The sequence below is a fragment of the Pseudooceanicola nitratireducens genome (assembly GCF_900109195.1).
GTDB lineage: Bacteria > Pseudomonadota > Alphaproteobacteria > Rhodobacterales > Rhodobacteraceae > Pseudooceanicola > Pseudooceanicola nitratireducens.
The window spans coordinates 71807-85273 of the sequence record NZ_FNZG01000004.1; the positions used below are offsets into that span (position 1 = coordinate 71807).

At 59.7% G+C, this 13467-nt stretch carries 12 protein-coding genes; 4 read left to right on the top strand and 8 right to left on the bottom strand.

The features are described from left to right. Positions 1–9: 9 nt before the first annotated feature. The 3 genes from BMX99_RS14970 to BMX99_RS14980 are packed head-to-tail and all read right to left on the bottom strand — an operon-like array spanning position 10 to position 3796. A complete protein-coding gene (locus BMX99_RS14970; RefSeq protein WP_093453569.1) occupies positions 10–576 on the bottom strand; it encodes a TetR/AcrR family transcriptional regulator in 567 nt (188 codons plus the stop codon). 57 nt (positions 577–633) lie between these two features. Further along, positions 634–3264, bottom strand: coding sequence for an ATP-binding protein (locus tag BMX99_RS14975; protein ID WP_093453572.1), 2631 nt, complete (start codon positions 3262–3264; stop codon positions 634–636). A gap of 4 nt (positions 3265–3268) precedes the next feature. Beyond that, the gene (locus BMX99_RS14980; protein WP_093453575.1) at positions 3269–3796 is read right to left on the bottom strand and encodes a putative pterin-binding protein; all 528 of its coding nucleotides are present in this window, start codon (positions 3794–3796) and stop codon (positions 3269–3271) included. A gap of 147 nt (positions 3797–3943) precedes the next feature. On the opposite strand from BMX99_RS14980, the gene BMX99_RS14985 reads away from it, so the two are divergent. The 4 genes from BMX99_RS14985 to BMX99_RS15000 all read left to right on the top strand — a co-directional run bounded on the left by BMX99_RS14985 (position 3944) and on the right by BMX99_RS15000 (position 9199). Further along, positions 3944–4534 (top strand): response regulator transcription factor, encoded by a 591-nt coding sequence (locus BMX99_RS14985; protein WP_093453578.1) that lies wholly within the window; start codon positions 3944–3946, stop codon positions 4532–4534. A 124-nt stretch (positions 4535–4658) separates the two neighbouring features. Further along, on the top strand, positions 4659–7595 hold the full coding sequence (locus tag BMX99_RS19815; protein WP_093453581.1) for a methyl-accepting chemotaxis protein: 2937 nt from the start codon (positions 4659–4661) through the stop codon (positions 7593–7595). Continuing rightward, the gene (locus BMX99_RS14995) at positions 7595–8683 is read left to right on the top strand and encodes a protein-glutamate methylesterase/protein-glutamine glutaminase (protein ID WP_093453584.1); all 1089 of its coding nucleotides are present in this window, start codon (positions 7595–7597) and stop codon (positions 8681–8683) included. The genes BMX99_RS19815 and BMX99_RS14995 overlap by 1 nt, the downstream gene beginning before the upstream one ends. Before the next feature lie 9 nt (positions 8684–8692). Continuing rightward, positions 8693–9199 carry a chemotaxis protein CheD gene (locus tag BMX99_RS15000; protein WP_093453587.1) on the top strand — a complete coding sequence of 169 codons (507 nt, stop codon included), beginning with the start codon at positions 8693–8695 and terminating at the stop codon, positions 9197–9199. Between the two features lie 15 nt (positions 9200–9214). Here the strand turns inward: BMX99_RS15000 and BMX99_RS15005 are convergent, their stop codons facing one another. The 5 genes from BMX99_RS15005 to BMX99_RS15025 are packed head-to-tail and all read right to left on the bottom strand — an operon-like array spanning position 9215 to position 13457. Beyond that, positions 9215–9598: a hypothetical protein gene (locus BMX99_RS15005; RefSeq protein WP_093453590.1), complete on the bottom strand. Its 384-nt coding sequence runs from the start codon at positions 9596–9598 to the stop codon at positions 9215–9217. A 1-nt stretch (position 9599) separates the two neighbouring features. Next, positions 9600–9986 carry a response regulator gene (locus tag BMX99_RS15010; RefSeq protein WP_093453592.1) on the bottom strand — a complete coding sequence of 129 codons (387 nt, stop codon included), beginning with the start codon at positions 9984–9986 and terminating at the stop codon, positions 9600–9602. A 12-nt stretch (positions 9987–9998) separates the two neighbouring features. Further along, positions 9999–10862, bottom strand: coding sequence for a CheR family methyltransferase (locus tag BMX99_RS15015; RefSeq protein WP_093453595.1), 864 nt, complete (start codon positions 10860–10862; stop codon positions 9999–10001). Then, a complete protein-coding gene (locus tag BMX99_RS15020; RefSeq protein WP_093453597.1) occupies positions 10859–11317 on the bottom strand; it encodes a chemotaxis protein CheW in 459 nt (152 codons plus the stop codon). Before BMX99_RS15020 ends, BMX99_RS15015 begins: the two co-directional genes overlap by 4 nt. Further along, positions 11310–13457 carry a chemotaxis protein CheA gene (locus BMX99_RS15025; protein ID WP_093453600.1) on the bottom strand — a complete coding sequence of 716 codons (2148 nt, stop codon included), beginning with the start codon at positions 13455–13457 and terminating at the stop codon, positions 11310–11312. Before BMX99_RS15025 ends, BMX99_RS15020 begins: the two co-directional genes overlap by 8 nt. Positions 13458–13467: the final 10 nt, after the last annotated feature.

Here is a 13467-nt window from a genome sequence, read left to right on the forward strand (position 1 = left end):
ATGCCGGGGTTATTCCCCGGCAAGCCGCGCCAGAACCTCGCCCGCGCTGTGCAGACCCACGGTCGACCGCTGTGCGCGGGCGCGGGCGACGCCTCCATCCAGGGCGGCCAGAACGGTGGTCGCCAGCTCTTCGGGCATGTCGGCACCGCCCTCGGCCAGATTGTCGGCCAACTGGCGCGAGGCATCGCGATAAGCCTGGGCGATCCGGCTGCGCAGCGCGGTTTCACCCGGTTCGACCTCTTGCGCCAATAGCGACAGCAGTGCGCCCTGTGCATAGTCATGCGCTTCAAGCGAGGCCGCGGCGTCGGTGAAAAGGCGTGTGATCTGAATGCACGCCCTGGCACCGCCATCGGCCGTGCGGGCGAAACGCGCCGCCATATCCTCGGCCAGGTAATCGACGGCGGCGATGGTCAGCGCCTGCTTTCCCCCCGGAAAATGATGATACATCGACCCCTTGGGAACGCCGGCGTGGTCGAGGATCGCAGAGACCCCGGTCGCGTGGTAGCCCCGGGACTGGTACAGCGCCACGGCGGCGCGGATCAGGCGAAGGCGGGTTTCTTGCCCCTGGCGGGTCATGGCGCACCTTTGTGTTGAACGGCAGGCCGCCAGTTTACCCCGGATGGACCACTTGGTCTAGGTCGCGGCGGGCTGAGCATCCGATGACAAGGGACCGGGGCGCAGGTCGGTGATCTCGGCCCGGATCTCGGGCCATTGATCCAGGATCCCCGACACAAGGCGCGCGGTCTTTTCCGTCTGACCGGCGCGTTCCGATTGTTCGGCATTGGCCAGCGCACGGTGCAGCGGCGCGATCCCAAGGCTGGCGGCGGCACCGGCCAGGGCATGCAGGGCTTCGGCAAGGCCCAGGTCGGGCGTGCTGCGCGCGGTGGCGGCGGCGTTCAGAAGGTTCGGCAGGTCGCGATCTGTCTCGCTTAGGAAGGCGTCGATCAGCTTGGTGGCGGTTTCGGCGGGCAGGGCGCCCAGCAGGGCCGACAGGGTCAGCTGCGACGGCTGGAGCCTGTCGCCGCTGTCGGACTTGATCCCAAGCGCTAGGCTGATCTGATCGTAAAGAAGTTGCCGGTCCAGGGGCTTGTGCAGGATCGCATCCATGGCGCGCATGGCTTCGGACATGTCCAGCGCCCCGGCCATATGGGCTGTCAGCGCCACGATCCGCGTTGCCTTGTTCGGGCCGTCGCCCTGGCGGATGTGGTGCGCGGCTGTCGGGCCATCGATCACGGGCATCGAGATGTCCATCAGGATCAGATCAAAGGCGGCCGTGGCGCAATGATCCAGACAGTCGGCCCCGTTTACCGCCTCGGTCACGATATGGCCCTCAAGCTCCAGCAGGCGGCGGGCGATCAGCCGGTTCGTCGCGTTGTCCTCGACCAGAAGGATGCGGGCGCGGGGCAGGTCGGGCGCGCGTGTCTTGCGCGTCTTTGTGGCCTCGTCCTGGGCGACCGGGGGCAGAGGCAACCGCAACCAGAAGACCGATCCTTCGCCTTCTTCGCTTTCCGCGCCGATTTCGCCGTCCATGGCGTCGACCAGGCTGCGGGTGATGCCAAGACCAAGGCCGGTGCCTTTGATCTGCTGGCGGATGGCGGTGTCGGCGCGGAAGAAATCGTCGAAGATATGCGCCAGTTCGTCCGCGGTCATGCCCATGCCGGTGTCCATCACCTGGATCTCGACCACCTCCTTGGTGCCGCGCGCCACTTCGATTGCGATCTCTCCGGCGCGGGTGAACTTGATCGCATTGGCGACAAGGTTGGTGATGATCTGGCGGATGCGGTCCGGGTCGCCGCGCACCCATCCAAGCGGCGTGTCCCGCACCAGGGTCAGGCTGTTGTCCAGCTGCTGGGCCGAAGGTTCGGCGGCCAGGACGATTTCATCCAGCAAGGCATCCAGATCGAAGGGCCGCAGCGACAGCTTGGGCCCGCCTTCGATCTGGGTCAGGTCCAGCACGTCGTCGACCAGCGACACCAGCGACTTGGCCGAGCTTTTGATGACCGGGAAATAGGTGTCGAAACTTTCGGTGGCCCTGGCACCGCTTTGGGATTCGGCCTCGATCAATTCGATGGCCCCGAGGATCCCGTTCAGGGGTGTGCGCATCTCGTGACTGACGACGCCCAGGAACCGGGCCTTGGCCCGTTCGCCGGCGCGGGCGGTGTCGCGCGATTGCTTCAACTCTTGCTCGACCTCGACCTGGTGAGAGATATCGCGGATCACGGCCACACAGATGGGGCGACTGGAAAGCGTTGAAATGTCTATGGAAATCTCGACGGGGAATTCCGCCCCGGTCTGGCGGAACCCTGTCAGGCGCAGGCGGCTCTGCCGTCCGGACCGCGCGGCATCGAACAGCGATCGGCCCGTGATGGGAAGCAGTCTGCCGCTTTCTTCCTTTGCCAGCAGGCGATAGATGCGGGCGTTGCTTTCGGGCAGGGCGCGGGTGCCGAACATCTCTTCCCCGGCGCGGTTGAGGTTCAGCACATGGCCCGCCTGATCGAACACCACGATGGCATCGCGCGAGGTGGAAAAGATCGCTTCGAGCCGGGCGGACGAGGCCAGGTTTTCCTTCAGGCGGTTGTCGGACACCGCCGCCTCGCGCCGGAACAGCAGGGTGATCATCGTCAGCGTGACCAGAAGCACGCCGGTGGCCTCGGCCAGGCGGATCAGAACGGAGGAAATCTCTTTCCGCTTGGTGTCCGAATTCAGCGCAAGGCCTCGGTTGCCGATGGTCAGGATACGCCGGATCGAGGGGTGCAGCGCGTCCAGCCGGGCGCGCATTTCGGGCAGGTCGGCCAGCAGCGCGGCGTCGGTCTGATCGATCAGCTCAGCCAGGCCAAAGATCTCATCCGCGACCCTCTGGAAATCCTCTTCGATATTGCCGCCCGAAACCGCCGGGTCATACAGCGTACCGTCCCGAATGGTCTGCACGCGGGAATAAAGGATGTCGTAGCGGCGGCGCAGCTGTCCCAGGTCAGGCGGCAGCGGATCGCTGTAGTTCAGCGCGTCGGCCCGTTCGACCTGAATGGCGAAGGTCAGATATTCGACCTCAAGCTGGGTCAGGGTCCATTGCACGTTGTCGAAGGGAGAGCTTTCAAGTTCTCCCATCTTGGCGCGCACGTCGGTCAGCAGATAGACGACGACAAAGGCCGATATTACAAAGAAAAGGCCCGGCAGGCCGAAGCGATACCAGGTCCGTCCCCGGTCGCCGGGCGCATTGGGGTTTTTCTTTTTCGTCGTCCGGGTCAGAGGTTGCGGGCCCTTCACATCCCTATTCGGTGAAAACGATCTGCTCCAGCTGCCAGATGGAATTGGCGTAGATCACCTCGGAACGGTACATCGGATCGGTGTCGAAAGGATAGACGATCCACAGCGGCCCTTTGTCCCGCAGCGTCATCGGCTGGCCGTTGCGCGCATAGGCGATCAGCGCGGTACGTTCGCTGTAATGCGCAATCGGCACTTCGATCTGATAGCCATTCGCGGCGATCAGGGTGAAACTGGCCGCGTTCAGCCGGTCCATCGTCAATGTCTCATCCAGATTGGTGAGAATGGCCAGAAGGTCCGCCATGGCCAACCCGGTGAATTCCTGCGGCCCCTCGGTCCAGATGGTCGAGGTCGTAAAGCTTTGCGACGGCAGTGAAGTCAGCGCGTCACGATCCAGCACATATGTCTGATCGGGCACGATAATTGTCAGAATCGGGTCGGCGGCTTCGGTTGGCAATGCGATCTCGGCCTGGGCGGTTGCGGGAAACAATGCCAGGGCGAGATTGATGACTATCATGGCCAGGTGTTGTCGCATGCCGAATTTCCTTCCAACGTCCGCATAGATACAAATTGAGTCCTAGTTTCTTTTCATTGCCGTGTCGTAAACGTCTCGGCAAGTTTTTGGCACATACCCTGTGCTTTTGGGTAGTGTCTGAGTCGGATTCGCAAGAGGGTTGCAAGTATGGGTAGAGTACTGTTGGCCGATGATCATGAGCTGGTCCGCGAGACCATAGCCGCCTATCTCACGCAGAATGGCGCACATGAGGTGACCTCGGTCGGCAGTTTCGACGAGGCGGTCGCGGCGCTGAAGGCGGATGACTATGATCTGGTGATGCTGGACTACCGCATGCCGGGGATGGAGGCGCTGGATGGTCTGCGTGACGTGGCCGCGACCTATCCCAACACGCCTTTTGCCCTGATTTCCGGCGCTGCGGGCCCCGATATCGCCCGCCACGCCATCGATTCCGGCGCTGCCGGTTTCCTGCCGAAAACGCTGGCCCCGGCGGAACTGATGGAGGCGGTCGACACGCTGATCGCCGGCGGCTTCTTCCTGCCGGATGAGGCCGTGGCCAAAATGTCGTCGAGCCTGACCCCGCGCGAACTTGAGGTCGTGCGCGGCATTGCGGCGGGCAAGTCGAACAAGGAAATCGCCCGGGATCTGGGTGTTCAGGAAGTCACGATCAAGCTGCATGTGAAGACCCTGTCGCGCAAGCTTGATGCCCGGAACCGCACCCATGCGGCCATGCGGGCGCGGGATAACGGTCTGGTCTGAAGGGATAATTTCTGCTCGTACACGGGCGGTGAAATAGTCTTGGCTGATTAAGCCAATTTTCATTCGGTGGCGCGATAAAGCCTTGCAATGGCCCCATTGCGGGTAGGTTGCAAGGGATGGTGCTATGCCCCGATTTGGAATTTCCGGAAAAATCGTCAGCGCGTTGATCGTGCTCAGCGGGCTGTCGATCGCGGTGATCGGCACGCTGATCTATTTCGACGCGCGATCCCGCCTGATTGAAGATGGGCGGCGGGTGTTGCAACGCGACGCGGCTGTGCGGGCCGTGATGCTTACCGAATGGGGCAAATCCGTCGAAGGCGACATCGGGTTTCAGGCGACCTCGCCCTCGGTCAGTTTTGCTGTGACCTCTCTTGCCAAGGCCCTGGACCGGCAGAAGGAAAAGGAAAACGGTCAATCCACCGGGTTCGACCGATCCTATAACCGGTCGAAGGAATATTTCAGCCTAGTGGCCGATCACGGCGGCTACCGCGATGTGGTGCTGACCGATGCCTCCGGGCGCGTGGTCTTCTCGCTTCGTGACCGGTCGGCCATTGGTGCACAGGCCGGCGCGCTGGATCCAACCCTGGGCGGGTTGGTCGGGCAGATGATCGCCGGCAAGGAACCCGTCGCCCGGATCAGCGATTTTGCCCGTCAGGGGCAGGGGTTTCGCGCCTTTGCCGGGCAGGTGATCCTGTCGCAAGATCAGGTGCCGATCGGCGCCATCGTGTTGGAGCTGGACAGTACCCGCCTGGCCGAACTGTCAGCCGTCGGGGAACAGCCAGACGACGTGGCGCATTCCTATGTCGTTGACGCCTCGGGTATCATCCTGGCGGGCGCGCCCGACCTGGCCGGCGCAGACGCAATTGCCGAAGGCGACATTCGCATGACCGGCGTCTTCGGCGATCAGGACATCTCGCGTCTGGACGGGGAAGACCCCAGTTTCGTCGCCTTCGCGCCGGTCCGCATCCTGGGAAAAAGCTTCGCCCTCATCGTGGAAGAAGCGGAATACCACCTGGTCGCAGACGCCACCGATTTCGGCTATTCCACGTTGATCCGCGGCACGGTGCTGATCCTGCTTGCGGGGGCCTTGGCATATGGCCTGACGATCTTCCTCGTCCGTCCGATCAACCGCATGACCGAAGCATTGGCCCGGATGCAGGGCGGGGATTATTCCACGCGCGTTCAGGCGACCCGATCCGGGGATGAGCTTCAGGTGATGGGCGAGGCCTTGGATGGCCTCCGGCAGGAACTTGAGGTCAGCCTGTCGCATCAGGCGGAAAACATCCGGCGCAGCGCTGCGCTTCAGGCGACCTCGGCCGCGCTGATGATGACGGATTCCGATTTCAATATCACCTATATGAACCCGGCAGTGATCAGCCTGTTGAACGACCGCCTTGTCGATTTCCGCACTGTCGATGCCAACTTTGATCCCTACGCTCTGATCGGCGTGAACATGGACCGGTTCCACAAACTGCCCGAGGTCGTTCGGAAAAGGCTCAGCCGGCCGGAAAACCTGCCTTTCTCGACCGACATTCATGTCGGGCAGGCCTTCATCCAGCTGAAGGTAGACGCGATGCAGGACGACGCTGGCGATAGCCAGGGGCTTGTTCTGGAATGGCTGGACGTAACCGAATTGCGCGGCGATCAGGCGGTTCTGAAAGCTATCCATGAGCATCAGTCCAAGGCCGAATTCGATCTGTCCGGTCGCCTCGGATCATGCAACGCCCGGTTCCGCGAGGCATGCCAATTTGCCGATCCTTCCGTGGCCAGCGGCCAGATCGACCGCGATCTGGTGCATTTCGACGGGGACAAGGACCTGCCGGTTCTGGATACGGTGTCCAAGGGGGATCCGGTGACGGGGCTGTTCCGCCACCTTCCGACGGATGCAATCTTTGAAGGCGGGGCCTTCCCGATCAAGGACCGCAGCAATGCCACCTCGGCCATGTTGTTTATCGGCAAGGACATTTCCGAAAGTCACCGGCAGATGGCTCAGGCCGAAGCCTACCGCAAGCAAATGGCCGAGGTGCAGACCCGCGTCGTGGAAACGCTCAGCATCGGAATGAAGGCCATCTCGGCCGGGGACCTGACGCATCGGCTGACGCAGGATCTGGGCAGCGACTATGAACAGCTAAGGGCGGATTTCAATTCTTCGACCGAAACGCTGAGCCAAGCAATTGCCTCGGTCTTCGATGAAACCAGCGCGATGCGCCAGGAGACCGCTGAAATCGTGAAGGCTGCGGATGAGATGGCGCGCCGGACGGAAATGCAGGCCTCGACCCTACAACAGACCGCCAGCAGCTTGGATGAGTTGACGCAAAGCGTCGCCTCGACTTCCGACGGGACACAACGGGCCAATTCGCTTGTTTCCAATGCACGCAGTTCTGCGCAGGACAGCGGCGAAATTGTGCAAGCCGCCGAACAGGCTATGTCGGCCATTTCTGACTCGTCCAAAGAAGTGGTCGAGGTCATTTCCCTTATCGAGGATATCGCGTTCCAGACAAACCTTTTGGCTCTGAATGCGGGCGTCGAAGCCGCCCGCGCGGGTGAGGCTGGTCGCGGTTTCGCCGTCGTGGCCACTGAAGTTAGGGCGCTGGCGCAACGGTGTTCGGATGCAGCATCCGAGATCTCGGATCTCATCTCGCGGTCGGGACAGCATGTATCCCATGGCGTGGAATTGGTCGGCAAGACCGGTGCGGCGCTGAAAGGCATCGTGGAATCGATTGCCGAGGTTGCGTCACATATCGATGAAATTGCACGCGCAGGAGAGGAGCAAAGCAAAGGCCTTGGACAGATCAACCAGGCCGTGAACGACATCGACCACAATACACAACAAAACGCGGCCATGTTCGAAGAAACCACCGCAGCCGCCCATGCCCTAGCACACCGGGTCGAGGCGCTTGTTGGAACCGTTGGTCAGTTCAACATCGGGGTTGGCCGTGATTTTTCGAGCAAATCGGTTGTATCGGAAATTGCGTCGCCCTCTGAACAAAAAAGTAGCGCAGCGACCGGCACACATGGGGCCGATTCAACATCAAAATCTGATGAGTGGAGGGAGTTCTGATGTCAGAGCGTCCCAATCTAGAAGTCGGTGCCAAATGCAGGGTTCTATTGGTCGATGATTCACCTGCCATACGGCAAATGCTGCGACTGGGCTTGGCCAAGCATCCACATATCGAAGTGGTAGGAGAAGCTGAGGACGCCTATGTCGCACGTGAAAGGATCAAGCAACTCAACCCGGATGTCATAACCCTCGACGTCGAGATGCCTCGCATGAATGGTCTGGACTTCCTTGAACGCATCATGCGGCTCAGACCCATGCCTGTCGTCATGCTTTCCAGTGTGACCAATCAGGGCAGTGTTGCTGCCGTTCGGGCGCTGTCGCTTGGGGCCGTCGACGTTCAGGTCAAACCGTCTGACGGTTTTGACGATCGTTTCATGAAGCGTCTAGCAGAGCGTTTGTTGACAGCGGGAACATCGAAGTTGCGCGTGCCCGGGCGGTTGCGAAACACTGGAAAAACAACGGCGGATACAACAGCTCGATTGAATGCTTGGAACGGAAAAATCGTTTTGATGGGTGCTTCCACCGGTGGAGTCGCCGCTATTGAGAGCGTCTTGAGGCGGCTGCCCAGCAATACACCTCCGGTCGTTATTGCCCAACATATGCCGGCCAGTTTTCTTAGCAGTTTTGTCGAAAGGTTGTCTCAGCGCATGGCAATGAATGTACAGGTCGCATCGGATGGTGTCGCTTTGCAACAAGGCACGGTCTATTTAGCCCCAGGGGGCATGACGCACACAACAATACGCAGAGATGGGAGCCAGTTCATCTGTCAAGAACGGACGGGGCCGAAGATCAATGGCCATCATCCGTCAGTGGATGCGTTGTTCCTTTCGGCGGTTGACTTTGCAGAGCATGTGATCGGCGTCATCTTGACAGGTCTTGGTCGCGACGGCGCTGATGGTTTGACCCAACTAAAGTGTGCCGGCGCGCAGACAATTGGTCAGGATGAGGCCTCTTGTGTGGTCTATGGGATGCCCCGTGCTGCGTTTGAGGCCGGTGCAGTCGGTATACAATTGCCGCTTGAACGTATGGCCAGCAAAATCTGCAGCTTTGCTGACCGCGGCCAAGATCCAATTAAAGTTTTTGAGTAAATCAAAAAAATGCAAACCACAATCACCCAAGGCGAATATGCAGTTGGAACACGTCCGGGCGAATTGATCTCGACCATACTTGGGTCTTGTGTTGCGATTTGCTTGTGGGATGATCAGGCTAATGTTGGAGGCATGAATCATATATTGGTTGCCCAAACCAACATCGGTGGAGTCTTGAATGATTTTGCCGGTGTGAACGCCATGGAGCTGTTGATCAATGGAATGGTTCGGCGTGGTGCGGATCGGAACAATCTGAAGGCCAAGGTCTTTGGCGGGGCCAAGATGGTGACTGGGCTCTCTGACATTGGTGGCAAAAATGGAGAATTTGCGTTGGAGTATCTTCAACGCGAAGGCATTGTTTGCCTCGGTACTTCGATTGGCGGAACATCTGCGCGTCACATCAAATTTTATCCCGCGGAAGGCCGTGTGATGCAAAAGATGGTTTCGGCTCCTGTCAGGGAAGAAGTGCCTGTGCCGACCCGTAAGCCTGCCGGGAACGATGTGGAATTGTTCTGAGTTATATTATGGGGATCAAAACCAAATATCCTGATCCTTGGTGACGGTTTGACCCAGATTGTTGGTCAAGGGAGCGATCGTTCCCTTCATATCTACCGTATCAGAAAAATCTTGGATCGGAATCGCTGTCCCAGGTTCCCACATTACTTGACCACCAAAGCGCTGGAGGACAGCCAATAGGTCTCTTGCGTATTGCCGCGAGTAGTCCAAAGACTGAAGTGCCTGGATGGTAGAGGCATCCAAAGCATTGTCGTGGCATATGACTCGAGAAAGTGCCGTCTCAAGCGAAATAGCTGTGCTGTGGAGTTCTTCGAGACCGGTTCTAAGAACTTTGATAAATGCATCGATGTCGACGCAATCTTTCGATCCCGTTTCGTTGCTTTCAACCTGAGGATGCATATCAGAGTCGTCCGACTACCGCTTCGATGCAGGCTTGAAGGTCCTTGGGTTCAAACGGTTTCTTCAAAAAGTTGTTCATTCCAAATTTCCGGCCCTGATCGATGATCGCCTTGTCGGCTTTTCCTGTGATCAGAATGAATCCAACCCCTTTGGTCTTGGCTCCGCTCCGCAGTCTGTGCAGCAGTTGAAGCCCATCCATCCCGGGCATGTTGTAGTCTGAGATAACCAAGTGCACAGGGGTAGATTCAAGCGCCTTCAAAGCAGAAGGACCGTCCGCCGTACTGGCAACATTCCGGACGCCGAATGCGTCGAGGGCCTGAGTGATAAGACCCCGGCTGGTGGACATATCATCCACGACCATGATTCGAATTTGATCGCGTAGAGCCATAACAGGGTTCCTTTAGGCGTGTGTGGCGTTTGATGCGTTGATTGGCCGATAGGCTGTCATGCCGACGGATGAAAAACGAGGCAGAGCCTGTTCCGAGACACGTTCGGAATGGCCCAAGAAGAACCACCCCTGCGGATGCAACGCGGATTCAAAACGTGGCCACAGGCCGTCCTGCGTCGGCGTATCAAAATAGATCACAACGTTTCGACAGAAGATGACGTCGAATTGTGTCCGCATGGGCCAATCGTGCAGCAAATTCAGTTCCCGGAACCGCACCATGCGTTTGACATTCGGCGTGACAATATGAGCGTCTGAGCTGTTACCCGGTTTCAAGTATCGCTTGCGCATGTCTTCCGGAATACCCGTGATTTGTTGTGTGCTGTATTGACCAACTTCCGCTTTCTCGAGGATTTTTGGGTCGATATCTGTGGCTAAGATGAGTGTATCCAAGCTTGCCAGTTCCGGGGTCGCATCCAGGATTAGCATTGCGATTGAATAGGGCTCTTGGCCACTGGAACAGCCAGCAGACCAGATCCGAACCGGTTTGCCGGATTTGGCGCGACGCAAGAGTTCCGGAAGAGCATCTTTCTTCAGGATATCGAAATGGTGATTTTCCCTAAAAAAATGCGAAACGTTTGTTGTTAGAGCTGAAATCATCAATCGGCGTTCGGCCGAGCCTTCGGCCGCGGACACGAATTTGGCATATGCCTCGTAGGTGTCGATTCCAGTTGCAGCCAGACGCGTTCGCAGACGGGACTGTACCATGGTCACTTTCGAGTGCGGCAGCACCAGCCCGGCCTCTGCTTTTGCGAGAGACGAGATCGTCGCGAAGGCCGTCTCGCTGATCGTGCCGGAGCCTTGGGATATCACGCTCATGCGGCCTCATCCGCGGTGGCGGGAACGACAGCGGACAGATCCAGGACTCGGATCATTCGGTCGTCGATGACGGTCAGGGCCCGCACCACGGACATGTGAGGATCCGACGAGAGTTCGGGCGGCGGTTGCAGGTCGTCTTCTGTCATGGCGACGATGTCCGACACGGCGTCCACCAGAAGACCGGTCAGGGTTCCGTTGATCTTCACGACAATGATCACGTTGCGATCGCTGGTTTCCCGTGTGGGCAGGTTCAGACGGCGGGCCAGGTCCATGACGGGCAGGACAGTGCCGCGCAGGTTGATGACGCCGCGCATGAATTCCGGGGCATGGGGCATCGGCGTCGTCCGGGTCCAGCCGCGGATTTCGCGCACAGACATGATGTCGAGCGAATATTCCTGGTCGGCGACCCGGAACGTCAGGAGCTCAAACCCCTGGGTTTTGGGTTGGTCATTCATTGACGGCTTTCCTTTCAGGACGGGCCAGTTCAGCGTGGCGCATGGGGCCGGCGGCGGCGATGATGTCGGCGGGATCGAGGATCAAGGCGATCTGGCCGTCGCCGAGAATGGTGGCGGCGGCGATCCCGGGGGCACGGTAGAAGCTGTCGTCGAGGCCCTTGATGACGACCTGGCGCTGATCCTGGATGCCGTCGATGACAAGTGCGGCGCGCGTCCCATCCTCGAGCGAGATGAGCAGCACGATCGCCCCGGCCAGCGTATCGCGGGCACCCCGGTAGCCGAGCATGATGCCCAGATCGTAAAGAGGAACGAAGCCGCCACGCACGCGGACAACATTGTGGCCGGGGCGCAGCATCTGAACATCCTCGGGGCCGAGGGACAGAGTTTCCTCGACCACGTTCAACGGGAGAACCAGAGTTTCGCCGGCCACGTTCACGACCATACCGTCCAGTACGGCCAAGGTCAGCGGCAGGCTGATCGAGAAGGTCGTGCCCTTGCCCCGTTCCGAGGTGATCGCGATCCGTCCGCCGAGCTGCTGAATCGACGTCTTGACCACGTCCATGCCCACACCGCGGCCGGATAGGTCGGACACCTGGCTGGCGGTCGAAAACCCGGGCAGAAACAGCAGGTTGTCGATCTCACCATCGGTGAGAGAGGCATCCTGAGGCACGAGCCCCTTGGATTTGGCGATCCCCAGCACCTTGTCGCGATTGATGCCGCCCCCGTCGTCAGAGACTTCGATGATGACGCGACCAGAGCGGTGCGCGGCGGAGAGGCGGACGTGGCCGGTGGTTTCCTTGCCGGCCTCTTTCCGGTCCGCCGTGCTTTCCAATCCGTGGTCCACGGCATTGCGGATCATGTGCGTCAGGGGGTCGGCAAGTCGTTCGATCACGGTCTTGTCGACCTCGGTCGCTTCGCCTTCGGTGATCAGGCGGACGTCTTTCTTCACGGCGGCAGAGGCTTCGCGGACGATGCGAGACATGCGCTGGAACAATGACTTCACCGGCTGCGCCCGGATCATCATGACGCTATCCTGAATGTCGCGTGTCAGGCGTTGGAATTCTTCAAGCCCGTTCATCGCATCGGAATGGGGCGAGAGGCCGGCCTGATCCAGGCTTTGTGCCAGCATGGCCTGATTGATCACCAGCTCTCCGACCAGATTCACAAGCCGTTCGATCCGTTCCAGATCGACACGGACCACCGATTTCGGGCCTGCAGCCTTGGCGGGTGGTGCGGCGTCAGATGATGATTCAGGCTTTGCCACCGGTTTGGGTGGGGCCGGTTCGGGCGCCAGTTCGACCGAAGCAGCGGCTGGCGTTGGTTCGGGCTCCGGCTCCTCCGCGACTGCGGGAAGGTCGGGTAGGGCAGAGGGGCTTTCGGTGTCGTCGTCCAAGCGTGTGATTGTCAATTCACACAGGCCATCGACAAATTCGAAAACCTCGCGAATTTCATCCTCCATGACCTCGGCCTGAAGGGTGATATTCCAAGAGAAATACGGGGTTTCCGGAGCGAGAGAGGAAAGGTCGGGCAGGTCGCCGCGATCACAACGCACCTGTGCGGTCCCCAGGGCGGCAAGGTTGCGCAGAAGGGTCTGGGGTTCGTTGCCGGTGGTAAACAGCTCTTGCCCCGGTTTGAACAGGATCTCGTATTCCGGCGGGGTTGCGGGGGCATCCAGGTCCGGAAGATCCAGCGTCATGACGCCGAGCGGCTGGAAATCTTCGGCGGTCACCTCTTCTTCCTCGGTGTCGCCGAGGAAGGCGTTCAGCGCCGCGATCAGGTTATCGCCGCCATTCGGATCAATGTCTTGCCCGTCGCGGCACATGCGCACCAGGTCGGACAGGTGGTCGGCGGCCTGGAAAAAGACCTTCATCGCTTCGGCATCCGCGGTCAGCTTGCCGCTGCGGACCTCATCCAGGACGGTTTCATAGCGATGTGCAAAGCGAACCAGATCCTCAAGCCCGAAGGCCCCGGCGCCGCCTTTGATGGAATGCACAGCGCGGAAGACGATGTTGATCGTTTCAGGATCGTCACTTCCGTCATCCATCTGTTGCAGGCCGTCCTGCAGCGCCTCGAGCAGTTCTTCACATTCGATGAAGAAAGAGGCGCGGATTTCGGCCATCGGGTCATTGGTGTCGTTCATGCGGCCGCCC